Consider the following 24,375-nt stretch of genomic DNA (forward strand, 5'->3'; position numbering starts at 1 on the left):
GCGTATCTGTTGCTTCGGGATGCAACAGGCGGGAGGAATGCATGAGCGGTTATGTCTTGGCGATCGATCAGGGAACGACGTCGACGCGGGCTATCGTTTTCGACGGCAAGATGAAGGTTGCCGGTGTCGGGCAGAAAGAATTCACCCAGCATTATCCGAAGCCCGGCTGGGTCGAGCACGATCCGGAAGAAATCTGGTCGTCCGTTCTCGTCACCGTCCGCAAGGCTATCGAAGCCGCCGGCATCACCGCTAAGGATATTGCTGCCCTCGGCATCACCAATCAGCGCGAGACCGTCGTCGTATGGGATCGCGAGACCGGCAAGCCAATCCATAATGCCATCGTGTGGCAGGATCGCCGCACGGCGGGTTATTGCGAAAAGCTCAAGCGCCAGGACCTAGAAAAGCTATTCACTCGCCGCACGGGCCTGCTGCTCGACCCTTATTTCTCCGGCACCAAACTGTCCTGGCTGCTCACCAACGTGAAGAGTGCGCGTGCCCGCGCTGCCAAGGGCGAGCTTTGCTTCGGCACCGTCGATACATTCCTGATCTGGCGTCTGACTGGCGGCAGGAGCTTCGTCACCGACGCCACCAATGCCTCGCGGACGCTGATGTATAATATCGGCGCGAACGAATGGGACGAGGAGCTGCTCGATATCCTGCGCGTTCCCGCTGCCATGCTGCCTGAGGTCAAGGATTGTGCCGCCGATTTCGGCGTCACGGAGGTCACGCATTTCGGCGCTGAAATCCCAATCCTCGGCGTTGCCGGCGATCAGCAGGCGGCGACGATCGGCCAGGCTTGCTTCGAACGCGGCATGATGAAATCCACCTATGGCACCGGCTGCTTCGCGTTGCTCAACACCGGCGCGGACATGGTGCGCTCGAAGAATCGCCTTTTGACCACCATCGCCTATCGGCTGAATGGCGAGACGACCTATGCCCTCGAAGGCTCGATCTTCATTGCTGGCGCTGCGGTACAGTGGCTGCGCGATGGGCTGAAGGCCATCCAGCGCGCTTCGGATTCCGGCGAACTGGCGGCCAAAGCCGATCCGCTGCAGGAGGTCTATCTGGTGCCGGCCTTTACCGGCCTCGGCGCACCGCATTGGGACCCGGATGCGCGCGGCGCGATCTTCGGGCTGACGCGCAATACCGGACCTGAGGAAATCGTCCGAGCGGCGCTGGAGGCCGTCTGCTATCAGTCGCGCGATCTCCTGGATGCCATGCATAGGGATTGGCGCAACGGCAACGGGGAAGGGACAGTATTGCGCGTCGACGGGGGCATGGTCGCCTCCGACTGGACCATGCAGCGGCTTGCCGATCTGCTGGACGCACCGGTCGATCGCCCGACGATCCTCGAGACGACCGCGCTGGGCGCCGCCTGGCTTGCTGGCAGCCGCGCCGGCGTCTGGCCGGATCGCGCCGGTTTCGCCAAGGCCTGGGCACGCGACAAGCGCTTCGAGCCTGATATGGACGCCAAGACCCGAAATGCGAAGCTCAAAGGCTGGAAGAACGCGGTCTCGCGCACCTTGAGTACACGGTAGAGGTGATCGGTACTCATCGACTGCTCACCCCAGGTTATGCCGTGTAAGATTTCTTTATTTTGCTTATATAAGTGCGCGCAGCGATACTCGTCTTGTTCGTGGCTCGGGGAAGATTGCGGGCCACGTTTCGCCGGACCGCGCCTTTTAAGGGCGGACGCCTTCTCGAGAGACGATAAAGCGAATAATGGCTGCTCAATTTTCTGAACTGAAAAAACATTACTATCGGCAGATCAAATATCATCTGACCCGGCCGAAGCCGCCGATGCTCGCCGAGCGGTTCGATGGGCCTGTTCTGGTGGTCGGCTCGGCGCCGGTTTCGAACAAGCCGGTGGATTTCGATGAAAGCTTCAAGGTTATCACCATCAACGGTTCGCAGATGGTGACGAAGGCCTGGGGGATCGAGGCGCCCGACGTGACGCTCGTCCAGTTCAACCAGATCGAAGGCACGAACACCAATGCCGTCGAGGTGCGCCGCGTTTTGAACGGCGAACGGACCAAGATGCTCTACGTCCTGCTCTGGCGGAAGGGGCGCGAGCGGCTGGAAGAGGGGTTGCGGAAGTTCAATTACAGCTACGACAAGCTGGAGATCGTCGATCGCTACAAGCGCATGGCGCTGCTCGACCGCGTCGGCGGGGTGAAATGCAGCGAGCTCGGTGCGGACGACAAATGCTCGAACGGTATAAATGCCGTGCTCTTCGCGATCTATAACGGCGCGACCGAAGTCATCATCACCGGCATCAATCCCGATTCCGGCGGGCACGTCTATAATCAGGAAAATCTGGCGCGGCTGCATGTGCGCAAGGACCGAGAGGTTCTCGAGCGGCTTCTCGAGCGCGGCTATCCGGTATTTACAAGCGACCCAGCCGTGTCGCAATCGATCGGTCTACCTTTATGGAAGGGCAAAACGGGGGCCGGCCGGACGGTGGAAGCCGATGCCCAGGGCAAGCGGCCGGCACCGCTAACGGCTGCGGCCGTCATCAATTCTTGAGATAAGGGCTCGCCAACGGTCAATCTGCGGCTGACGTTGGTCGTGATTCCGTGCCAAGATCGCAGCTTAGAATCACTCGATTGCGCAGAGGTCAGTCCAATGCTGATGCCGCCGCCACTACGGCCGGGCGACAAGGTGCGCTTTGTCTCGCCCGCAAGTTCGCCCGACAGAGATATGGTTCTGAGGCATGCCGAAATCCTGAAAGGCTGGGGGCTGAACGTCGATTTCGGCGAACATGCCTTTAGCAAGTGGAGTTATCTTGCCGGTACCGATGAGGAGCGGCTGGCGGATCTCAACGCTGCATTTCGCGATCCCAAAGTTCGGGCGATCTTCACCACGCGTGGCGGCAAAGGATCATACCGCATTGCTGATCAAGTAGATTTTGCTGCAGTTCGACGTGATCCGAAGTTCGTTATCGGCTTCAGCGACATCACAGCATTGCATTTGAGCCTGCTGAAACATTGTCATCAGGTCGGCATTCACGGCGCATTTTCCATGGGGCCGAATGAAGATGGTGTCAGTTCCTATACGCATGACGCGTTGCGTCAGGCATTGATGACAACCGAGGATGTCGTCATCGCCGCGCGCCCGGAAGAGCCGACATCGCGATTGACGACAAGCGGAACGGCCGAGGGTCGGCTGATTGGCGGCAATCTCGATATGGTGGCGGCGTCGGCCGGCTGGGCGTTGCCGGATATGCACGGTGCCATCCTGCTGCTTGAGGCCACCGGTCTGTACCCCGGCCAGGTGGATCGGCAGATGACCATGCTGCAAAAGGCGGGGCATCTGTACGGCCTGCTGGGGGTCGCAATCGGCCAGTTTACTAACTTCGAGTTCGATCGCTCTTATTCGGTGATCGATATTCTGCGCGAACATCTGGCCGAACTGAAGGTGCCGATCCTTGGCGGCTTGCCGCTCGGGCACGGCGATCGCCCGGCAAGCGCTTTTATCGGAGCCATTGCGGAGCTTGATGCCAAGGCCGGTATCCTGGCGATCCGGTGCGGAAACACCTGACGCCCTCTTCCATATTTTTTTGACGTAGCCTGTCGGTGCAGGTGATATTCCTTCGTCTTTAAAGGGAGAAGGGAATCTCAATGCTTTACGCGATCCTATGCTACAACGACGAAGACACCGTGTTTGCCTGGTCTAAGGAACAGGAAGACGCGACAATGGCACGGTTGATTGCCGTGCAGGAGCCGCTGGCAAAGGCTGGCAAGCTAGGGCCCGTGGCACGGCTGATGCCGACGACGGCAGCAACGACCCTGCGCAAGGGCAAGAACGAGCCGATCGTGATCGACGGTCCCTTCGCTGAAACGAAGGAGCAGTTGCTCGGTTTCTACGTGGTCGATTTCGAAACCCTCGACGAAGCCATCGGTTTTTCGAAGGAGCTTGCCGCGGCCAATCCCGGCGTCGGCTCCTATGAAATCCGTCCGCTTTACGTCTTCCGGCCGGGAGCTGTTGCAACATGACCGACATTGCCTGGATCGATATCGCGCTTACCAATGCCCGGCCACAGGTGATGGGTGCGCTCTTGCGCTATTTCCGCAATCTCGATACCGCCGAGGAGGCCTTTCAGGAGGCCTGCCTCAGGGCCTTGAAGACCTGGCCCGATAAGGGACCGCCGCGCGATCCCGTCGCCTGGCTGATTTTCGTCGGCCGCAATAGCGGTATCGATACCGTGCGAAAGCAGGCCAAATTGCAGAGCCTGCCGGATGAGGAGACGATCTCCGATACGAGTGATGTGGAGAGCGATCTGGCCGAGCGGCTCGATGGCTCGGGATATCGCGACGATATTCTCCGGCTGCTGTTCATCTGCTGCCATCCGGATCTGCCGGCAACGCAACAGATCGCGTTGGCGTTGCGCATCGTTTCCGGCCTTTCGGTGCAGCAGATTGCCCGCGCCTTCCTCGTCAGCGAAAGCGCTATGGAGCAGCGCATTACAAGGGCTAAGGCGCGCGTCGCCGCAGCAGGCGTTCCTTTTGAGACGCCGGGCGCGGTGGAGCGAAGCGAAAGGCTGGCGCTCGTCAGCGCCATGATCTACCTCATCTACAACGAAGGCTATTCGGCCGGCGGAACGCATCGCGAGGCGGCCGCCTTCGCCGACGAGGCGATCCGGCTTGGCCGGCTGCTGTTGCGGATCTTTCCCTCCGAGCCGGAAACCATGGCGCTGCTGGCGCTGATGCTCCTGCAGCAATCGCGCAAGGCGGCGCGGTTCGATGCCAATGGACAGATCGTCCTTCTGGAAGATCAGGATCGTTCGCTCTGGGATCGCACGTCAATTGATGAGGCGCTGGCCCTCCTCGACAAGGCGATCCGCCATCGCCGGCCCGGCCCCTATCAGGTTCAGGCGGCAATCGCAGCGCTGCATTCCCGGGCAAAGCGGGCTGAGGATACGGACTGGGAAGAGATCGACCTTCTCTACCAGATGCTGGAGCGGCTGACGCCGTCACCCGTCGTCACGCTCAATCGCTCGGTTGCGCTCTCAAAGCTCAAGGGGCCGGAGGCCGCTCTGGCGCTTATTGCAACGCTGGAAGCACAGCTCGACAGCTATTTCTACTTTCATGGCGTCAGGGGTGGCCTGCTTGCACAACTGGGCAGCTCGCAGGAGGCACGCGTCGCCTTCGACAGGGCGATCGCGCTCGCCCGTTCGCCCGCTGAAGCAGCTCATATTCGTTATCAGCTCGATCGTCTGAGCGCGGATGCTCTTGCGGCTGCAAAATAATCAAAAAATTTACGTCTGTGCTGTCGGCAAACGGCAGTCTCGAACGTCATTAAGGTATAGGCCGAACAGGCCGCGTCAAACAGCAGGGAGAAACAAGACATGACTGAGCAGCCCCAGCGCCACGAGCTTTCCCTGACCCGCGTCATCGATGCGCCGCGCGAGAAGATTTTCCGTTGTTGGACCGAAGTGGAGCTTCTGAAGCAATGGTTCGCGCCGCTGCCATGGACAGTGTCGGCCGCCAGCGTAGACGTTCGAGCCGGGGGCTCAAGCTCGATTACCATGCGCAGCCCCGAGGGGGAGGATTATCCGGGCAACGGCGTTTATCTGGAAGTCGTTCCGAATGAGCGGATCGTCTTCACCGACGCCTTCGCCAGCGCCTGGGTGCCGTCGGCCAAGCCTTTCATGGTGGTGACGATCCAACTCGACGATCTCGGTGGCGGCAAGACCCGTTACACCGCGACTGTCCTGCACTGGTCGGCTGAAGATCGCGAAGCGCATGAGAAGATGGGCTTCCATCAGGGATGGGGCCAGTGCGCCGAGCAGCTCGCGGCACTGGCAGCCAGAATCTGAATTTCCGATTCAATTCCGGGGGATACGACAATGTCTTATGCAGTCGATTCATCTTTGCCTTCGGTTACGCGGGCTCAGCGCGTGGCGGGCACGATCCTTAGCGGACTGGTCATTGCCTTCCTGCTGTTCGATGGCGTGATCAAGCTCGTTCCGTTGCCGGTGGTGACGGAGACGATGGCGGGGCTTGGTTATTCGGCCGATCCGGCGCTCGCCCGGCTGCTTGGCGTCATCACGCTCGGTTGCGCCATTCTCTATGCGATCCCGAGAACGTCGGTCCTCGGCGCAATCCTGCTGACAGGTCTGCTCGGTGGGGCGATTGCGACGCATCTGAGGGTCGGCAGTCCGATCTTCTCGCATCTGCTGTTCGGCGTTTATCTCGGCGTGATTGCCTGGGGCGGACTTTATCTTCGCTATGAAGCGGTTCGGAAAATGATTCCGCTCTTTCAGCGAAGCTTTTGATTTCGGATTCGATTTGCTAAGGCTCGCTCCCGAACAAGGACGGAGCGAACCATGCCGCAAGTGATCATCGCGCCTGTCAGGCAATCGGATGCGGACGAGCTGATCGCCGCCAATATCGCCAGCCGCGCCCATCATGTGCCCTGGGCCTATCCGTTCCTCGATCGCGACGGTTTCGACGCATGGTTCGGCCAGACGGTGACAGGCCCGAATATAGGCCTCGTAGCGCGCGATCCGGGCTCCGGCGGGATTGTCGGCGTCGTCAATATCAGCCAGATGGTGTGGGGCGGCTTCCGCAGCGCCTTTCTCGGCTATCATGGCATGGTCGGATTTGCTGGCCAGGGCTTCATGACCGAGGCCGTTCGGCTGGCGGTCGCCCACGCCTTCGACGCGGTCGGCCTGCATCGGCTGGAGGCCAATATCCAACCGGGCAATCATCCCTCGATCGCGCTGGTCAAGCGGCTGGGTTTCCGCAAGGAAGGCTTCTCGCCAAAATATCTGAAGATCGGCGGCGTCTGGTGCGACCACGAGCGCTGGGCATTGCTGTCGGACGACCCGCGCTCTTGAGCTCTTTCGGAATCGGAAAGTCGCGCTATCTGGCAGAAAGCCTGAGAACGCCTCAGAAAAACGTTGACTGCCGGGAGGGAAGGGGCGAAAGCCACCTTGAGCCTCTCGCCGAACCGCTGCTGAGAGAGCGGGAGTGCCGGAAGCCGTAGATGATCGTTTCGACCGAAGAAGAACTGACCAAGCTCAAGGATATCGGGCGCATCTGCGCCAACGCGCTGCAGGCCATGGCCTCGGCCCTGGAGCCGGGCATCACCACGCTGGAGCTGGACGCGATCGGCCGCAAGGTGCTGGAGGATGCCGGCGCGCAATCGGCGCCGGAACTGGTCTACAAGTTCCCCGGCGCGACCTGTATCAGCGTCAACGAGGAAGTAGCGCATGGCATTCCGGGTCCACGCGTGATCAAGGCGGGGGATCTGGTCAATCTCGATGTATCGGCCGAGAAGGACGGCTTCTTCTCCGATACCGGCGCATCCTTTACCGTGCCGCCGGTCAAGCCGAAGATCGAGCGCTTGTGCCGCGACGGCAAGCGGGCACTCTGGGTCGGCCTCAATCAGGTGAAAAGCGGTGCGCCGCTTGCGAAGATCGGGCAGGCTGTCGGAGCCTTCGCGCAGAAAAACCGCTACACGCTGATCGCCAATCTCGCCAGCCATGGCATTGGCCGCTCCCTGCACGAGGAGCCCGCGGAGGTTTCCACCTGGGCGGACCCTTCCGAGAGCCGGATCATTGAGGATGGGCTTGTCTTTACCGTCGAACCGTTTCTTTCACTCGGCGCGATCTGGGCAGAGGGCGGCGATGATGCTTGGACACTCTACGCCGATCCGCAGGCGCCCACGGTCCAGTACGAGCACACGATCATTGCCACCCGCAACGGACCTGTCATTCTGACATTGCCGGACAAGTGAGGTCCCGACTTAGTCGTCGGCCTGTGTCTTGTCTTCGTTTTTCGTTTCGCCGCGGATAATGTCAGCGGCGGCGCGCTCGAGGATTGCCGCGATGCGGGCGCCTTCGGCCTTGCTCCAGGGGAACTTTGAGCGAAGCGCGGAACGCAGCAGGTGGCGGGCGCGATGCACGTCGCCGCTGCCATGGCGATCGAACGAATTGTCGCGACCGTCCTCATCCCCCCCGTCGAAGACCTCGCGAACGCGGGCCATTTTCTCGCCGATGGCGGTGAGCTTGGCGAGGGTCACCTCGACCAGATCACGATTGTCGTCGACACGCTTCTGGCCGCTTTCGGTGATACGGTAAAGCTTCTTCGTGCCGCTGACCTCGACTTCGGCCTGGCCGGTCTCCTCGAGATAGGTCAGCGCCGGGTAGATAACGCCGGGGCTCGGAACATAGAAGCCGCCGGAACGCTCCTCGAAGATCTTGATCAGTTCATAACCGTGGCGGGGCTGCTCGGAGAGCAAAGCAAGGATGATGAGCTGCAGGTCGGCCGCATCGAACTTGCGGCCGGTGCGAAACCCGCCGCCGAACATGCCGCCCTTGAAGCCTCTCATGAAGTCTCTCCTATGCTCGCCGCGTGATTCACGGCCTCGGCCATGTCGTAGGATATATGCCTCGACGATGTCAAAGCCATCTCCGAACATGCGATCTCTGAAACCTCTCATATCGTTTCTCCTTGTGAAGTGTGAGAGTTTATATCGTTAGTCATGTCGTAAGATATATATCGTAAGATAGTATTCTGCAAGAGGCGGTTTGCGGATGAGATGGGCTGGAGGAGAAAGTGTGACCATATGGGGGAAGGAGTTCATCCCATGGGTGAAATTTCGTTGCTGAACAACTGCATCACGATCATGGGATAAGCGATTACATCTACGTAAGAACAGGCTTCTGGCGGTTGCCGCTCCCGGCGAACTGTCCTAGGCTCGCCTCAAATTCACGCCATTGCGGTCGTTCGAACCAACAGGAAGCCTAACCGTCGTGTTTCATTCTTTCTTCCCTCAGCCGAAACTCTTCTTCACTTCGATGGTGGTCTGGACGCTACTCTGCATCGCGGCCTGGTATTCCGTCGTCTCCGACCTGGGAACGCATCTGGGTTTCATCATGCCGCCGGAGGGGCAGCAGCCTTACGACCTGAGCTATTTCCTGTTGTGGGGGAACCTCTGGTTCTATGCTTTTTTCTTTCTCTGCATCGTTCTTTTCTGCGGGACGTGGCACCTTCGCGCCCGGGAAAATCCGTGGAAGCTCTGGTCGATATGGGGCTCTGCCTTTATCATTTTCGTCACCTTCTTCGGCGTGCAGATTTCGGTGGTAATCAACAATTGGCGCCGGCCGTTTGGGGATACGCTGCAGAACGCCTTGGCGAAGCAAGCGAATGTAACGGTCGGGGATTTCTATGGCCTGATGCTGACTTTCGTGCAGATCGTCTTTCTCAGCATGTTTGTCTCGATCCTGACGGACTTCTTCACCAGCCACTATATTTTCCGGTGGCGGACGGCGATGAACAATTTCTATATGTCGAAATGGGAGAAGCTGCGCCATATCGAAGGGGCGTCCCAGCGTGTTCAGGAAGACACCATGCGCTTTTCCACCGTGCTGGAGGGCCTGGGCATCAGCCTGATCAACTCGGTCATGACGCTGATCGTATTCCTGCCGATCCTGTTAGCGCTTTCGACCTATGTTACGGAACTCCCTATCATCGGCAAGATTCCTCATTCGCTCTTCTGGCTGGCGCTGTTCTGGTCTGTTTTTGGCACGGTGTTGCTGGCACTCGCCGGTATCAAGCTGCCCGGCCTAAACTTCAAGAACCAGCGTGTCGAAGCCGCTTACCGCAAAGAACTTGTTTACGGCGAGGATCATGAGGATCGTGCGCAGCCGGCAACCGTCAACGAGCTTTTCGCGAATGTGAGACGGAACTACTACCGCATCTACTTCCACTATCTTTATTTCAACGTTGCCCGCTATTTCTACCTTCAGGCCGACGTCCTGTTCGTTACCTTCATGCTGGTTCCGACCATCGTGGCTGGCGTGATCACCTATGGTATATTTCAGCAGATATCGACAGCCTTCGGCCAAGTCAGCAACTCGTTCCAGTATCTCGTCAATTCCTGGACGACGATCATCGAACTCCTGTCGATCCATAAGCGTCTCAAGACCTTTGAGGCAGCGATCGATGACGAGCCGCTTCCGTCGATCGATCAGCGCTACCTGGAGCGCGAAGCAGGTGTCGTTCACGCGGATGGTTGACGACAAAAGGTTGTGACCTTTTCATTGGTCAAAATATCCGGGCCATCCTCGCCCTTCGGCAAGCTCAGGGTGAGGATGGTGCAGGTTGCCGCGTGAAGCCAGTTTAATAGCAGTCTTGCGCAGAGGGAGCTCTCATGGTGAGGAGACCCGAAGGACCGTCTCGAACCACGAGGGCGAGTGGCGTATGGCGATACCTTCCCTTCCAATCTCGAAAATCGAGCACGCTCCGCCCGACCGCTTAGCCCTGCTGTAGCTTGCCGCGTGCTGCGATCAGCGGAATTGCCTCGGAATAGCTGACGCAGGCGACATCCTGTTTGTGGCAGACATCGCTGACGAAACGGTCGAGGGCGCGCCAATAGGCGCCGTCATTCATTTCGACGAAATGGAAGCCTAGCTGCAGCGGAATGCGCTCGCCGTCATATTGCTTGTTGAAGGCGGCTTCGAAGGCATCGAAGGTGCGGTCCTCATAGGTCTTGGCATTGGCCTTGTCCTCGACGCCCTTTGAATGGCGGACATAGAGATTGTAGTCCATGCCGATGACCGGGCGCTGCTGGGGGCCTTCTGGGATCAATGGCAGCCCGAAGCGATAGATGCCGTCGATCACCTGCGGCAGGGCAGGGCCTTTGGTGACCAGGCTTGCATCATACTGAAAGCCCATCTCTTTTTCCGCCGGCACGAGACCGTCGCTGGTGGAAAGATAGGGTGCGCGAAATCCCTTGACGTCATTCGTGGCGAAGTCTTCCCAGCCCTGGGGCTCCTTGTCGGCGAGGCCGACATTCTTCCAGGCGTCGCGAAGCGCAATGCGGGCATTCATGAATTCCTGTTTCCAGTCGGAGGCACTCCAGCCCTTGCCGTCAAAATGGCCGCAGGCGTGACTTGAGATGTCGTGACCTTCCTGGTGTGCGCTCCAGATGTTGGCGATGCGCGTGCGCACATCGTCCTCGCTCCTGGCAAAGCCGACATTCGATTTACCCGGCCGCTGTTTCGGCCCCTGGTAGGCCTTGGCCTGCGCCTTGTTCATCAGGAAGGTGCAGGAGAGAAAATAGGTGAAATGCGCGCCGTTGCGCGAAGCGATCTCGCGGCTCTTGGTCCAAAGCGCATTGTCATGGGCGCCATCGAAAGAGATCATGACGAGTTGCTTGGGCTTGCCATCGGCCAGGGCGGCTGCGGGCAACCCTAAGGAAATGGCGAGGGAGAGACAGGTAGCTAAGCGAAACATGGGCACCGAACACTGATTGGATCGAGCACGGCTTACGAGGGATCATCCGGCGATATCGGGTGGCGTGCTCCGGGTCGCTTCCTTCCTTTCGCGCAAATGCGGCGAAGCTGCGGTGATGCTGGCATTTTTTTACGGCAGCCGATAAGGATGTGACTACAAGACCATAAAGGATTTCATCCATGGCATTGCTCATTCTCGGCATTGTTCTTTTTCTCGGCCTCCATCTGATCCGCGTCGTGACACCCGGCCTGCGGACGTCATTGATTGCCAGCCTTGGCGAAGGCGGCTGGAAGGGTGCCTATTCGATCGCGAGCGTCATAGCTCTGGTCGTCCTGATTTACGGCTTCGGTCAGGCGCGCGACATGACGCCGGTCTGGTCGCCGCCGTTCTGGATGAGCCACATCACCATCCTGTTGATGCTGTTCGCTCTCATCTGTCTTGTCGCCTCGCTGCTGCCGGCGGGGCATATCGCGGTCAGGACCAAGCATCCGATGGTGCTTTCGGTGAAGATCTGGGCGCTGGCGCATCTTCTCTCCAATGGCGACGGTGCTGCCATATTGCTCTTTGCTGCCTTCCTGGCTTGGGGCGTGATCCTGCGTATTTCGTTCAAACGGCGCGAGCGGGCCGGCGAAATCACCGTGCGCCCCTTCGTCTCGGCGAAATATGATCTTTATGCGATCGTTATCGGTGCTGTCGTCTGGGCCTTGATCATTTGGAAGCTTCATGCGTGGATTATCGGGGTTTCGCCGCTCGTTATATGACGATTTCCACCATTCCCCCTTACATAAACCGCAAAATGGAGTAGAAGGCCCCACTAGAGCCGGATGATTTTAGGTCCGATAGACCTAAAATCTGAATCCGCTCTAGCATCATGGAATTAGAGCATGATGTCGTCCGAAAACCGCTCACAATTTTCGGCATCATGCTCTAACCCCTAAGCTTGTTGGAACTATTTGGCCTGGGCCGGAGACAAGAATGGCATTCAATGACGATAGCTTCATCCGTGAGGTGAACGAGGAACTGCGCTCGGACCAGTTGCTGTTCATATGGCGCCGTTTCGGCAAGCTCATCATCGGTGCTGCGGTGCTCGTCGTTCTCGGTACCGCAGCCTACAGCGGCTATCGCTATTGGGCCGGCAATCAGGCTGGCAGCGGCGGTGATCAGTTCATTGCCGCGCTGACGCTGGCCGATCAGAACAAGACGGATGAGGCGCTCGCCGCATTCGCCGCCATCGAAAAGAACGGCCCTGGTTCCTATCCGGTGCTGGCGCGGCTGCGCGCCGCGACGCTGCAAGTGCAGAAGGGTGACAAGGCCGCGGCCATCGCCACCTTCTCGGCGATCGGCAAGCAGACGGACCTTCCGGTCGTTATCCGCGATGCGGCGCGCCTGCGGGCTGCCTATCTGCTCGTCGATACTGGCACCTATGACCAGGTCGCTGCCGAAGCGCAGGAGCTTGCCGTCCCGGCTGATGCCTTCCGGCATTCGGCGCGCGATGTTCTCGGCCTTGCTGCCTATAAGGCCGGCGATTTCGCCAAGGCGCGGCAATGGTTCCAGGCAATCGTCGACGATCCGCAGAGCCCGCGCAACGTTGCCAACCGTGCCCAGATGCTGCTCGATCTCATCACTGCATCCGGCAAGGCTCCGGTCGCAAAAGGCTGAAGGATCGCCCAATGAGTTTTACGGTCGCGATCGTCGGTCGCCCGAATGTCGGCAAGTCCACGCTGTTCAACCGTCTGGTTGGCAAGAAACTGGCGCTCGTCGACGATACGCCGGGTGTCACGCGTGATCGCCGCCCGGGTGAAGCCAAGCTGATCGATCTCCGTTTTCGCATCGTCGATACCGCCGGCCTCGAAGAAGCTGGCGAGGAGACGCTGGAGGGCCGCATGCGCGCCCAGACGGAAGCGGCGATCGATGAGGCCGATCTGACCTTGTTCGTCGTTGATGCCAAGATGGGTTTGACGCATGTCGACAAGACCTTGGCCGAAATGCTGCGCAAGCGCGGCCGGCCCGTCGTGCTCGTCGCCAATAAATCCGAAGCGCGCGGCTCGGACAGCGGCTTCTACGATGCCTATACGTTGGGCCTTGGGGAGCCTTGCCCGATCTCGGCCGAACACGGCCAGGGCATGATGGATCTGCGCGACGCCATCGTCGAGGCCATCGGCCCCGAACGCGCCTTCCCGGAGGACGAAGACGAGGCGGAGACGAATGTCAGTATTCCGCGCTCGGAAGTCGGCGAAGATGGCGAGGAGATCGACGAAGAACCGGCCTATGACGACACGCGCCCGTTGCGCGTTGCGATCGTCGGCCGCCCGAATGCCGGCAAGTCGACGCTCATCAACCGCTTTCTCGGCGAAGACCGGCTGCTGACCGGCCCGGAAGCTGGCATTACCCGCGATTCCATCTCCGTCGACTGGAGTTGGCGCGGTCGTACCGTCAAGATGTTCGATACCGCCGGTATGCGCCGCAAGGCGAAGGTCATCGAGAAGCTGGAGAAGCTTTCCGTCGCCGACACGCTGCGCGCGATCCGCTTCGCTGAAACCGTCGTCATCGTCTTCGACGCGACCATTCCCTTCGAGAAGCAGGATCTGCAGATCGTCGATCTCGTGATCCGCGAGGGGCGCGCCGCCGTGCTCGCCTTCAACAAGTGGGACATGATCGAGGATCGTCAGGCCGTGCTTGCCGATCTGCGCGAAAAGACCGACCGGCTGTTGCCGCAGGCACGCGGCATTCGCGCCATTCCGATTGCCGGCCAGACGGGCGAGGGGCTTGACCGCCTCATGCAGGCAATCGTCGATACCGACAAGGTCTGGAACAAGCGCGTCTCGACCGCGCGCCTCAACCGCTGGCTCGAGACGCAGCAGGTTCAGCATCCGCCACCGGCCGTTTCCGGCCGCCGCATCAAGCTGAAATACATGACGCAGGTGAAGGCGCGGCCTCCGGCCTTCATGATCTCGTGTACTCGCTCGGATGCTCTGCCTGAGTCCTATGTGCGTTATCTGATCAACGGTCTGCGCGCAGATTTCGCAATGCCCGGCGTACCGATCCGCATCCATTTCCGCACGTCGGAAAATCCTTACGAAAACAAGAAGAAGCGAACCTGAAGCACCTTGCCCGACCGGATGGTCGGGGAGGGTGCATCCGGTCAGACCGCGTTCCTGCTGAGCGCCTGGCGCAAAGCGATGATTTCACTCTTCAAGCGTGTCAATTCGTCGGGTGTTTGCTCCGTGGCATCGAGAATGCAAGGGGGAACAGTTGCCGCCTTCTTCTTCAGCGCCTTGCCTTCGCCGGTCAGCTGAATCAACACCTGGCGCTCGTCTTCCTTGCTGCGAATGCGCTTGATGAAGCCGGCTGCCTCCAGACGCTTCAACAGCGGCGTCAGCGTGCTTGATTCCAGGAACAGCTTTTCACCGATACCGCCGACGGTCTGTCCGTCTTCTTCCCATAGCGTCACCATGACGAGATATTGCGGATAGGTGAGATTGAGCGCATCCAGCATGGGTTTATAGAGCCGGTTCATCGCATGGTTCGCCGAATAGAGCGCGAAGCAGATGAAGTTATCCAGCTTTAACAGGTCGTCAGTCATCTCAAGAACTCCCTGAGAGGTCTTATGTAGATCGTGCGATAAATAATTGTACACCCAAATTTATGCCCGGGCTATGGATTTCTTCTGCTTTAGGAAGTCAGCGCAGCGGACAATATCCCCATTGCTCTCGTGACGATCGCCGATGTCCTGGAAATTTGCTTTTCAAGAATGCGTTCTGCTGTGTGAGATACGGAAAGCAGGAACGGCGAGAGACATCGATAGGACTATGATCGCCGCCTTTCTCCAGGATCCGGCCACGCTGCCCCGACGATGAGAGTAGCGTAACGGTCAGGGACATGATCGAGGACGTATAGCGCCCCGTTTGGACGGAACGCGCCCATCTTTCCCCAGGGCAAAATTTATCCTTGTCAAACATAGGCTTAGATATCAATCTCGCGCCGGAACCGAGCTTCCGGCAGGGCTTGTTATCTATGAGACGCTTTTTGTCTCTGTTGCCAAGAAGGAAACCGACTTTGTTCTACTCCGCGATCGGGCAGGTTGAGAAGGTACAAGGAAATGAACGCGTGTCCGTCAAGAAGGGACAGGCGGGATGGGTGCTTTACGGCCCCTACGTCACCCTGTCCCCAGGACGTTATGTTGTCGAATTTCATATCGATGCTGACCCCTCCGCGCCATCGAAAGAGGTCTGTTGTTCTATCGATGTCACTGCAGGTTTTGGCGCCCGTCAATTGATACGAAGGGAGCTAACGGGCGCGGATATAGTGCGGTTTGGTAAGGGTGTGACCTTGCAGTTCGACGTACCGGAAGAGGATGTTTTCGAGTTCCGGATCGATTCAACTGGGGTTGGAGCATTCGCCGCTTATGCTCACCGGCCCCTGAAACGAATCGATCAAGAGAGCGGGCGCATGTCGGATGTCGTATTGCCTGACACTGCCAATCAATTCTTTAATACACATATCTATGATTTCAAGGTGCTCGAGAAAAATGGCTTCACTTTTCACGTCGGTGCGGAAGAGGTAATTGCCGAATTTTCAGGAACTCGGCTCTATGTTAACAATGCCGAAGATTTCCAGGTTCTGAGCGAAATTTTCATTCACAACGAATATAATTTCATCACCGGGCGCGACAAAATCATCATCGATATCGGCATGAATGCCGGTCTTGCGTCGCTCTTTTTGGCGAGAGACCCTTCGGTGCGGGAGATACATGCATTTGAGCCCTTCGCTCTCCCCCATGCGCGAGCACTGAAGAATTTCGCGCTAAATCCGAACGTGGCGGCCAAGATCAGGCCAAACCAATTTGGGCTTGGCGAGAGGGACGAGCAGATGGAGGTCATGGTCCGCTCAGATGCAACGATCGGCATCTCCGTAAGGGGAGCAGATTCTGGCAAGCCGGAAACGATCCATATCAAGGAGGCGGCTGGCGTCATCGCACCGCTTGCGGAGCGTGCGCGGAGAGCGGGCATGGATCTGGTCATCAAAATGGATTGCGAGGGATCCGAGTTCGGGATTTTCGAGACCCTGGCGAGACACGACCTCTTCGGATCGATCAATGCCATGGTCATCGAATGGCACAAATGGTGGTCCAAGGACAAGAACCAGATGACGCTTATCGCACCGTTACTGAATGCGGGTTTCATCGTGCTGGACAAGACCCAGCTATCCAACCCGCATGCTGGCTTATGCTATGCTGTAAGAGCAGCGCGCTGATCCGCGAAGACACACGAACTGAGACGCGGTAAGCGAATTCCGGGTGGATCATCGGCCCGGAGTTCACTCCTTGTAGGCTTGTAATCGACCCCGATGATTGGCAATGCGGACATTGCCGATAAATTGCGTTGTTGCCGCTTCCCAGGAGTAATTGAGTGCCAAGGAGCGCGCTGCCTCGCGTGAGCATGAGAGCGCGGCGAGGCAGGCGGTGGCCAGGTCCGCATCCACGACGCCAGCCGCCCTGTTTCCTCCCAGAATGTCCGCGGGGCCGGTAACCGGGTAGGCGGCGACCGGAACGCCGCTCGCCAATGCTTCCAGAATGGCGTTGCCGAAAGTGTCGGTCTTGGACGGGAAGACGAACACGTCCGCCTGCGAATAGGCATGCGCCAATTCCTCACCGAATTTCGCTCCCAGAAAATGGACATCCGGATAGAGTGTCTGCAACTCCGCCCGCGCGGGGCCATCGCCGACCACTACTTTCGATCCGGGCAGGTCGAGGTCGAGGAAAGCGGGCAGGTTCTTTTCCAGCGCCACGCGACCTACAGTCATGAAAATCGGACGAGGCAGGTCGAAGGGTGCGTCGTCCTGGGCCTGCGGTCGAAACAGTGAGGAGTCGATGCCACGGCTCCAGGGCAGCAGGTTGCGAATGCCGCGTATCTTGAGTTCGTTTGCGAGACTTGGTGTCGCCACCATGCAGCCATAGCCCGCATTGTGAAACCATTTGACGAAGGCGTAGAGCCAGCTTTCCGGTATCGGCAGGCGCGCCGCGACATATTCGGGAAAGCGGGTGTGATAGCTCGTGGAAAAAGGCATGCAATTTCTCAGGCACCAGCGCCTTGCGGTAAGCCCGAGGGGACCTTCAGTGGCAATGTGGACATAAGTCGGCCGGAGCGCCTCTATTCTCGCGGCAATCTTGCGATAGCTGGCAATCGAAAGCCGGATCTCTGGGTAGGTCGGGCAGGGGATGTTGCGAAAGCCGTCCGGCGTGATCATCGAAACCTCGATGCCCATGCGCGTCAGTTCGCGGTTGGTGTTCTCGATGGAGCGAACGACACCGTTGACCTGCGGATGCCAGGCATCGCTGACGATAAGTAGCCGTTCAGGTACTGCGACAGGTGTCGCCGCCTGCGCCCAGGTGGTTTGATCGATGTCTGACAAGCGTTGCAACATGCCCAAAACAGTCCATCCGCACCGCATCCTCATGACGACGGTGCCAGCGATTGCGGTGTTTCAAACATGATTCCCGCGCCCACTCTATTGTGGGGGGTGTCCATGATGGAAATATTACAGCGTCTAGCGGATGGATTTCAGCTTCTCGGGCGAGACGAGCGCACCGTATTCCTGAATGACCCTAGCAGCGATCTTGGCTGCGAAGCCGGCGGCGGTAATTGCATTTTTGTGCTGCAGATAGTGCGCCAGAAATGCACCGTTGAAACTGTCGCCGGCGCTGGTTGTGTCGATAACCTTGACGACCTTGACCGCCGGCACGAGTGTCTCCTGAACGCCGTCGCCAATGGTCGCGCCATCAGGGCCATTCTTGACGATGACCATCACTGCTCCATATTGCCGATAGCGGCGGATCGTGGCGGTAATCGAATCGTCACTGAAATGCGCGGCTTCATCATCGAAGCTCGGCATGACGAGCGTCGCTGCACGCGCTCCCTCGGCGATCATCGTATGCATCGCGTCCAGGCTGGACCAGAGGCGAGGGCGCAGATTGGGATCGAAGGCGACCAGCTTGCCGGCGGCTTTGGCACGGCGCAGCTCTGCGAGCAAGGTGAAGGCATCTTCGCGCGACAGGATCGCGAGTGTAATGCCCGAAAAATAAAGGACGTCGGAGGCCTCGATTGCGGCACGTAACGCATCGCCGTCGGTCGCAAGCTGGCGGGCGGCAGAGCTGTCTCGCCAATAGCTGAAGGAGCGTTCGCCGTCCTTCAGATTGATCATGTAGAGGCCGGGCGTCTTGCCGCGAAGGCGGCGGATGCTCTGCGTGCCGATGCCGGCCCTGCCCATGAAGGCGATCATCTCGTCGGACATGGCATCGTCGCCGAGCGCGGTGAAGTAATCGATCGCCCAGTCCTCAGGCAGGCAGGCTCGGGCATACCAGGCGGTGTTGAAGGTGTCGCCGGCAAAGCCTTTGCGCAGGTGTCCGTCATCGGCCTGCGACAGTTCCACCATGCATTCGCCGATCGATAGAAAACGCCCACCCAAGACTGCCTCCTGCATTTGCCTTGGTGCTGCATACGCGGAAGCGGCGGCTGGGGCAAGCTGGACGGCGGCAGCCGCCGTCCACTTTTGCTGGCGCTGCTTTACGGCCGGTCCATGTGATAGCAAGCCGCCGTCTGGCCTGGGCGCACGTGCTCGGTCGGTGGCATCTTCGTGCGGCAGATATCCGTCGCCTTCCAGCAGCGGGGTGAGAAGACGCAGCCCGGCGGCGGATTGAGCGGCGAGGGCGGATCGCCCTGCAAGCGGATGCGCTCGCGGCCACGTGCAAGCTTCGGATCGGGGATCGGCGCGGCAGAGAACAGCGCCTGCGTATAGGGATGCGCCGGATGGTCGAAGACCGTCGCAGCCTCGCCCGCTTCCACCACCTTGCCGAGATAGAGCACCAGCACGTCGTCCGAGATCAGGCGCACGACCGAGAGGTCGTGGCTGATGAAGATCAAGGTGAGGCCGAACTCCTTGCGCAGGCGGCGCAGGAGCGTGATGACCTGTCCCTGGATCGAAACGTCGAGCGCCGAAACCGGCTCATCGCAGATGATAAGCTTCGGCCGGGTGATGACGGCGCGGGCAATGCCGATGCGCTGCGCCTGGCCGCCCGAGAATTCGTGCGGGTAGCGGTTGATCATCTCAGGCACCAGGCCGACTGCCGCCATGATCTCGCGTACGCGATCCTGCCGCTGCGCGCGGCTCAGTTTCGGTTCGAAGACGGTCAGCGGCTCCGCGATGATGTCGCCGACGGTCATGCGTGGGTCGAGCGAGGCGATCGGGTCCTGGAAGATGATCTGCATGTCGCGCCGCGCGGCGCGCATCTCCTCTTCGGTGAGATCGAGCAGGTTACCGCCCTGCCAGAGAATGCGGCCCTTCTGGGCCTTGATCAGCCGCAGGATGGAGCGGCCGAGCGTGGACTTGCCGCAGCCGGACTCGCCGACGATGCCGAGCGTGCGGCCGGTCTTCAGCTCGAAGCTGACATCGTTGACCGCGGTCAGGATCATCGGCGGCTTGAAGAGGGATTTCGAGGGTAGTTCAAATTCGGTCGTCAGATGCTCGACCTTCAGAAGCGTTTGCTCAGCCATGGACGAGGCTCCGTTCCTGATCAGCCGAAAGGGGGTGGAAGCAGGCCGCGCAACGGCGTGGCGCCAACGGATCGAGCGGCGGGGCCGCGTCCAGACAGTCGTCCTGTACATGGGCGCAGCGCGGCGAGAAGGAGCAGCCGCGCGGCAGGTGCATCAGGTTCGGCGGTCGTCCGGGGATGACGGTGAGATCGTCGACATCCTGATCCGGCCTCGGGATCGCCGAGTGAAGCGCCGCCGTATAGGGATGGGCCGGGCTTTCGAACAGCTCCTCGACCGGCGCTTCCTCGACGATACGGCCGGCATACATGACGGCAACGCGGTCGGCGAGGCCGGCGACGACACCGAGGTCATGGGTGATCATGATAAGCGCCGTATGCATTTCCGCCGTCAGCTCATTGAAGAGATCGAGGATCTGCGCCTGGATCGTCACGTCGAGTGCCGTCGTCGGCTCATCGGCGATGAGGAGCTTCGGTTTGGTCAGCAGCGCCATGGCAATGACGATGCGCTGGCGCATGCCGCCCGAAAGCTCATGCGGATAGAGGTTGAAGCGGCGTGTCGGATCAGGGATGCCGACCCGTTTCAGCATATCGAGCGCCGCTGCCGAAGCTGCTCGCGCTGTCAGGCCGCCATGGACTTCCAGCTGCTCCGTCAGCTGCCGCGAGATGCGCAGCGACGGGTTAAGCGCGGTCATCGGGTCCTGGAAGACCATGGCCATGTCCTTGCCGCGCACATGGTCGAGCTCGCGCGGCTTCAGGGTCAGCAGATCCTTGCCGTCGAGCAGCGCCTGGCCGCTGGTGCGGCCGTTCTTGGCGAGCAGGCCCATCAGGCCGAGGAAGGTCTGGCTCTTGCCGGAGCCAGACTCGCCGACGACGGCGATACGTTCGCCGCGGCCGATCTTGAGGTTCATCTTCGAGACCGCCGCCACTTCGCCTTCTGGCGTGCGGAAGGTGATCGAATAGTCTTTGAGTTCGAGAAGTGTTTCTGTCATGTCAGCGATCCTTCGGATCGAATGCGTCGCGCAGACCGTCGCCGATGAAGAGCAGGCTCATCAGCAGCGCGACCAGGAAACCGGCCGGGAAGAACAGCAGCCAAGGCGTCGTCTCCATACCGGCCGAGCCTTCGGCAATTAGGGTGCCGAGCGATGTCAGCGGCTCCTGAACGCCGAAACCGAGATAGGAGAGGAAGCTCTCCGTCGCGATGATTTCCGGGATGGTGAGCGTCGCGTAGATGACGACCGGACCGACGAGGTTCGGCACGATGTGTTTCAGGATGATCTTAAACGATCGCTGCCCCGATGCACGGGCGGCCTCGATGAATTCCCGCTGCTTGATCGACAGGGTCTGGCCGCGCACGATACGGGCCATGGTGAGCCATTCGAGTGCGCCGATCGCCGCAAACAGCAGATAGACGTTGCGGCCGAAGATCACCATCAGCAGGATGACGAAGAGGACGTAGGGCAGGGCGTACATGATATCGACGAAGCGCATCATGATTGCATCGACGCGACCGCCGAAATAACCGGCAACGGCGCCGTAGAGCACGCCGATGACGACCGAGACGAGGGTGGCGACAAGTGCGACCGTCAGCGAAACGCGGGTGCCGTAGAGCGTGCGCGCCAGCAGATCGCGGCCGTTGCCGTCGGTGCCGAAATAGTGGCCGGCGGCAAAATCCGGAGCGCCTCGGAAGGACGTCCAGTCCGGATCCTCATAGTTGAAGGGCAGGAAATACGGGCCGAATATGGCGACCAGAACCAGCACAGCCAGTATGACCAGCGAAAGTGCCGCTGCCTTGTTGCGCAGAAGACGACGCATTGCGTCGCCGGTGAGGGATCGCCCCTTGGGTGCGAGCCCCTCTGCCGAAAGCAATTCCGCTTCCAGCAATTCTCTCTTGGCGGAATTGAGGATCATCGCATTCTCACTTTCGGGTCGAGCCAGGCATAGGCGATGTCGACCAGCAGGTTGAGGACCACGATCAGGACCATGTAGAAAACGACCGTGCCGAGGACCATGCCGTAATCGCGGTTGAGCGCTGCGCCGACGAAGTAGCGGCCGACGCCGGGGAGGCCGAAGATGCTTTCGACCACCAGCGAGCCGGTGAGGAGGTAACTTGCCGCGGGTCCGAGATAGGAGACGACGGGCATCATGGCCGGCTTCAGCGCGTGGCGCATGATCGTCAGCCGCGGGCCGATGCCCTTGGCCTTGGCGGTGCGAATGAAGTTCTGGCCCATCACTTCGATCATCGAGCCTCGCATCAGGCGAGAGATGCGAGCCGCGTGCGGCAGGGTCAGGACGATGATGGGCAGGATCAGGAACTTGATCGAGCCGTCGCCCCAGCCGCCGACCGGCAGCCAGCCGAGCGTATTGCCGAAGATGAGCTGAAGGATGGGGGCGATGAGGAAGCTTGGCATGACCAAGCCGATGAGGAGGCCGCCGCCCAGCCAGTAATCCGCTGCGCGATTCTGGTAGAGCGCCCCGAGACAGCCTATGAAGACGCCGACGATAGTCGCGAGCACGAAGGCGGAGCCGCCGATGGTGAACGTATAGGGGAAGCCCGACATGATCTGCTGGGTGACGGTGAAGTCCTGATTGGCGAAGGAGGGGCCAAGGTCGCCCTTCATGACATCGCCGACATAGATCAGGTATTGCTCAACCAAGGGCTTGTCGAGGTTGTAGTGAGCCGCGAGGTTGGCTTTGACTTCCGGCGGCAATGGCCTTTCGCCATCGAAGGGGCCGCCGGGAGCGAGGCGCAGAATGAAAAAACACACTGTCACGGCAATCCACAGAACGGGGATTGTCGACAGCAAGCGACGGAGAGCGTAGCCAAACATGATCTTAGACGGCTCCCTCCCGGTTGTGTTCGGGAGGGAGCCTGTTCCCAATTATTCTTTAACCGACAGCCAGCGCGTACGGTGGATGTCCTGGATGTTGTCGACGAAGCCCTGGACCTTCGGGGCGACGATGTTCTGGGAAACGTAGTAGTAGATCGGGATTGCGGCGCTGTCGTCGAGGGCCAGCTGCTCGGCCTTCTTGTAGATCTCGGCGCGCTTCTTCAGATCGATCTCTTCATTGCCCTGCTTGATCAGAGCATCGTAGTCCTTGTTGCTCCAGCGGCCGTAGTTCATTTCGACGCCGGTGGACAGCAGGTTCAGGAAGTTGATCGGATCGTTGTAGTCGGCGAGCCAGCCGGCACGGCCGATCTGCACCTCGCCGCGCTGCATTTCATCGTAATGCACCTTGGTTTCGGTGTTGTAGAGCTCGATATCGACGCCGAGCGGCTTCCACATGGCGGCGATCGCAACGGCGATGCGCTTGTGGTTGTCGTTGGTGTTGTAGCGTAGCTGAGCCTTCAGCGGGTGATCGGGACCGAAGCCGGCTTCCTTCAAGAGCTTCTTGGCTTCTTCGACCTTCTGCTTGTAGGGCTCGTCCTTCCAGCTGACATAGGCCGGTTCACCGTAATTGGCGGTACCTGGCGGTACCCAGGAATAGGATGGCAGTTCGCCGGTGCCGAGAATCTTCGGGCCGATGACCTCGCGGTTGACGGCCATGGAGAGAGCCTGGCGCACGCGCTTGTCGTTGAAAGGCGGCTTGGTAGAGTTCAGGACGTAGTAGTAGGTGCCAAGGAAGGGCACCACATGCGCCTGGCCGGGCAGGTTCTTCTGGATCCAGTCGAACTGGTCGGCCGGGAAGGAGGTCAGGATATCGAATTCGCCGGCGCGATAGCGCTTCAAGGCAGCGGCCTGATCTTCCAGCGTGTAATAGTTGACGTTGTCGATCTTGATGTCCTTGGCGTCGTAATACTGGTCACTCTTGACCATGCTGACGTGCGAACCGGGCACCCATTCGGTGGGCTTGTACGGGCCGTTGGTGACGATGTTGCCGATCTTGACCCACTGGTCGCCCTTGGCTTCGACAACATGCTTCGGCAGCGGATAGGCCGTGTAGTGCATCAGGGCGTTAAGGAAGTAGGGTGTCGGGTTTTCAAGCGTGATTTCGAGCGTCTTGTCGTCGATCGCCTTGACGCCGAGCTGGGTCAGATCCTTGATCTCGCCCTTGTTGATCTTTTCCGCGTTCAGGATCGTGTACTGCAGATAGGCGTATTGCGCGGCGGTCTTCGGATCCATCAGGCGCTGGAAGGCAAAGACGAAGTCCTGAGCCGTCACAGGTTGGCCATCGGACCACTTGATGCCGTCGCGAAGCTTGAAGGTATAGACCTTCTGGTCGGGCGAAATGGTCCAGCTTGCAGCCTGGCCGGGAATTGGGTTGTCCTTGGGATCTTCGGTCACCAGCCCTTCGAAGATATCGCCGTCGATACGGTTTTCCCAATCGCCGGAAATTTTTTGCGGATCGAGCGAAGTCGGGTCGCCGCCGTTGTGGATATTGAGGGTCGCGGCATGCGCGGAAACGCTCAATATCGTGCTGACGAAAGCCGCAGCGATAAATTTTCTGGTGATATGCGCCATATGTTTTCCCACCTTTCTGGAGTTCTTGTCCTTGTTTTACAAGGGTGTTTTTGATCCGCAGGTGACCTGTACGTGCAGGTCAATGCGCGAAGTTATCGAAAGCGACGTCGCTTTCAAGTTA

At 59.5% G+C, this 24,375-nt stretch carries 24 protein-coding genes; 14 read left to right on the top strand and 10 right to left on the bottom strand.

What is annotated here, in order from left to right; genetic code table 11:
- Window positions 1–41: 41 nt before the first annotated feature.
- From glpK to map, 9 genes are all read left to right on the top strand, one after another.
- A complete protein-coding gene (gene glpK, locus FHT73_RS01225) occupies window positions 42–1,538 on the top strand; it encodes a glycerol kinase GlpK (RefSeq protein WP_183709373.1) in 1,497 nt (498 codons plus the stop codon).
- A 184-nt stretch (window positions 1,539–1,722) separates the two neighbouring features.
- Entirely contained in the window at window positions 1,723–2,526 is an 804-nt protein-coding gene (locus FHT73_RS01230; protein ID WP_183709375.1) for a membrane-anchored protein, read from the top strand.
- 99 nt (window positions 2,527–2,625) lie between these two features.
- Window positions 2,626–3,540, top strand: coding sequence for an LD-carboxypeptidase (locus FHT73_RS01235; protein WP_246712023.1), 915 nt, complete (start codon window positions 2,626–2,628; stop codon window positions 3,538–3,540).
- A gap of 80 nt (window positions 3,541–3,620) precedes the next feature.
- The gene (locus FHT73_RS01240) at window positions 3,621–3,995 is read left to right on the top strand and encodes a YciI family protein (protein WP_015340707.1); all 375 of its coding nucleotides are present in this window, start codon (window positions 3,621–3,623) and stop codon (window positions 3,993–3,995) included.
- Window positions 3,992–5,248, top strand: a complete 1,257-nt coding sequence (locus tag FHT73_RS01245) for an RNA polymerase sigma factor (RefSeq protein ID WP_183709377.1) — start codon at window positions 3,992–3,994, stop codon at window positions 5,246–5,248. The genes FHT73_RS01240 and FHT73_RS01245 overlap by 4 nt, the downstream gene beginning before the upstream one ends.
- Window positions 5,249–5,347: 99 nt before the next feature.
- Window positions 5,348–5,818, top strand: a complete 471-nt coding sequence (locus FHT73_RS01250) for an SRPBCC family protein (protein WP_112334248.1) — start codon at window positions 5,348–5,350, stop codon at window positions 5,816–5,818.
- 30 nt (window positions 5,819–5,848) lie between these two features.
- Window positions 5,849–6,277 carry a DoxX family protein gene (locus FHT73_RS01255; protein ID WP_183709379.1) on the top strand — a complete coding sequence of 143 codons (429 nt, stop codon included), beginning with the start codon at window positions 5,849–5,851 and terminating at the stop codon, window positions 6,275–6,277.
- A 51-nt stretch (window positions 6,278–6,328) separates the two neighbouring features.
- Entirely contained in the window at window positions 6,329–6,841 is a 513-nt protein-coding gene (locus FHT73_RS01260) for a GNAT family protein (protein WP_112334250.1), read from the top strand.
- A gap of 149 nt (window positions 6,842–6,990) precedes the next feature.
- Window positions 6,991–7,743: a type I methionyl aminopeptidase gene (map, locus tag FHT73_RS01265; RefSeq protein WP_183709381.1), complete on the top strand. Its 753-nt coding sequence runs from the start codon at window positions 6,991–6,993 to the stop codon at window positions 7,741–7,743.
- A gap of 9 nt (window positions 7,744–7,752) precedes the next feature.
- On the opposite strand, the gene FHT73_RS01270 is transcribed toward map, so the two are convergent.
- Window positions 7,753–8,337, bottom strand: coding sequence for a PadR family transcriptional regulator (locus tag FHT73_RS01270; RefSeq protein ID WP_183709383.1), 585 nt, complete (start codon window positions 8,335–8,337; stop codon window positions 7,753–7,755).
- A 424-nt stretch (window positions 8,338–8,761) separates the two neighbouring features.
- On the opposite strand from FHT73_RS01270, the gene sbmA reads away from it, so the two are divergent.
- Complete coding sequence (gene sbmA, locus FHT73_RS01275) at window positions 8,762–10,027, top strand: peptide antibiotic transporter SbmA (RefSeq protein ID WP_183709385.1); 1,266 nt, start codon at window positions 8,762–8,764, stop codon at window positions 10,025–10,027.
- 238 nt (window positions 10,028–10,265) lie between these two features.
- On the opposite strand, the gene FHT73_RS01280 is transcribed toward sbmA, so the two are convergent.
- Window positions 10,266–11,246 (bottom strand): polysaccharide deacetylase, encoded by a 981-nt coding sequence (locus FHT73_RS01280; protein WP_183709387.1) that lies wholly within the window; start codon window positions 11,244–11,246, stop codon window positions 10,266–10,268.
- Between the two features lie 179 nt (window positions 11,247–11,425).
- Between FHT73_RS01280 and FHT73_RS01285 the strand changes: the two genes are divergently transcribed.
- The 3 genes from FHT73_RS01285 (at window position 11,426) to der (ending at window position 14,347) form a co-directional block, all read left to right on the top strand.
- Entirely contained in the window at window positions 11,426–12,007 is a 582-nt protein-coding gene (locus FHT73_RS01285; protein WP_183709388.1) for an NnrU family protein, read from the top strand.
- A 214-nt stretch (window positions 12,008–12,221) separates the two neighbouring features.
- Entirely contained in the window at window positions 12,222–12,905 is a 684-nt protein-coding gene (locus FHT73_RS01290; protein WP_183709390.1) for a tetratricopeptide repeat protein, read from the top strand.
- Between the two features lie 11 nt (window positions 12,906–12,916).
- Complete coding sequence (gene der / locus FHT73_RS01295) at window positions 12,917–14,347, top strand: ribosome biogenesis GTPase Der (RefSeq protein ID WP_015340696.1); 1,431 nt, start codon at window positions 12,917–12,919, stop codon at window positions 14,345–14,347.
- 41 nt (window positions 14,348–14,388) lie between these two features.
- Here der and FHT73_RS01300 read toward each other — a convergent pair whose 3' ends face one another.
- The gene (locus FHT73_RS01300; protein ID WP_183709392.1) at window positions 14,389–14,829 is read right to left on the bottom strand and encodes a MarR family transcriptional regulator; all 441 of its coding nucleotides are present in this window, start codon (window positions 14,827–14,829) and stop codon (window positions 14,389–14,391) included.
- Between the two features lie 524 nt (window positions 14,830–15,353).
- On the opposite strand from FHT73_RS01300, the gene FHT73_RS01305 reads away from it, so the two are divergent.
- Window positions 15,354–16,499 carry an FkbM family methyltransferase gene (locus tag FHT73_RS01305; RefSeq protein WP_348648113.1) on the top strand — a complete coding sequence of 382 codons (1,146 nt, stop codon included), beginning with the start codon at window positions 15,354–15,356 and terminating at the stop codon, window positions 16,497–16,499.
- A gap of 63 nt (window positions 16,500–16,562) precedes the next feature.
- Here FHT73_RS01305 and FHT73_RS01310 read toward each other — a convergent pair whose 3' ends face one another.
- From FHT73_RS01310 to FHT73_RS01340, 7 genes are all read right to left on the bottom strand, one after another.
- A complete protein-coding gene (locus FHT73_RS01310; protein ID WP_112604766.1) occupies window positions 16,563–17,669 on the bottom strand; it encodes a glycosyltransferase family 1 protein in 1,107 nt (368 codons plus the stop codon).
- A 123-nt stretch (window positions 17,670–17,792) separates the two neighbouring features.
- A complete protein-coding gene (locus FHT73_RS01315) occupies window positions 17,793–18,710 on the bottom strand; it encodes a sugar kinase (RefSeq protein ID WP_112605608.1) in 918 nt (305 codons plus the stop codon).
- 98 nt (window positions 18,711–18,808) lie between these two features.
- On the bottom strand, window positions 18,809–19,795 hold the full coding sequence (locus FHT73_RS01320) for an oligopeptide/dipeptide ABC transporter ATP-binding protein (protein WP_112604769.1): 987 nt from the start codon (window positions 19,793–19,795) through the stop codon (window positions 18,809–18,811).
- Window positions 19,788–20,783 (bottom strand): ABC transporter ATP-binding protein, encoded by a 996-nt coding sequence (locus FHT73_RS01325; protein WP_112604772.1) that lies wholly within the window; start codon window positions 20,781–20,783, stop codon window positions 19,788–19,790. Before FHT73_RS01325 ends, FHT73_RS01320 begins: the two co-directional genes overlap by 8 nt.
- Before the next feature lies 1 nt (window position 20,784).
- On the bottom strand, window positions 20,785–21,702 hold the full coding sequence (locus FHT73_RS01330; RefSeq protein ID WP_069612725.1) for an ABC transporter permease subunit: 918 nt from the start codon (window positions 21,700–21,702) through the stop codon (window positions 20,785–20,787).
- On the bottom strand, window positions 21,699–22,622 hold the full coding sequence (locus tag FHT73_RS01335; RefSeq protein ID WP_183709396.1) for an ABC transporter permease subunit: 924 nt from the start codon (window positions 22,620–22,622) through the stop codon (window positions 21,699–21,701). The genes FHT73_RS01330 and FHT73_RS01335 overlap by 4 nt, the downstream gene beginning before the upstream one ends.
- 51 nt (window positions 22,623–22,673) lie before the next feature.
- Window positions 22,674–24,254, bottom strand: coding sequence for a peptide ABC transporter substrate-binding protein (locus FHT73_RS01340; protein WP_112399129.1), 1,581 nt, complete (start codon window positions 24,252–24,254; stop codon window positions 22,674–22,676).
- Window positions 24,255–24,375 lie beyond the last annotated feature (121 nt).

This window comes from Rhizobium sp. BK098 (assembly GCF_014193155.1).
In the GTDB taxonomy this organism is placed as follows: Bacteria; Pseudomonadota; Alphaproteobacteria; order Rhizobiales; family Rhizobiaceae; genus Rhizobium.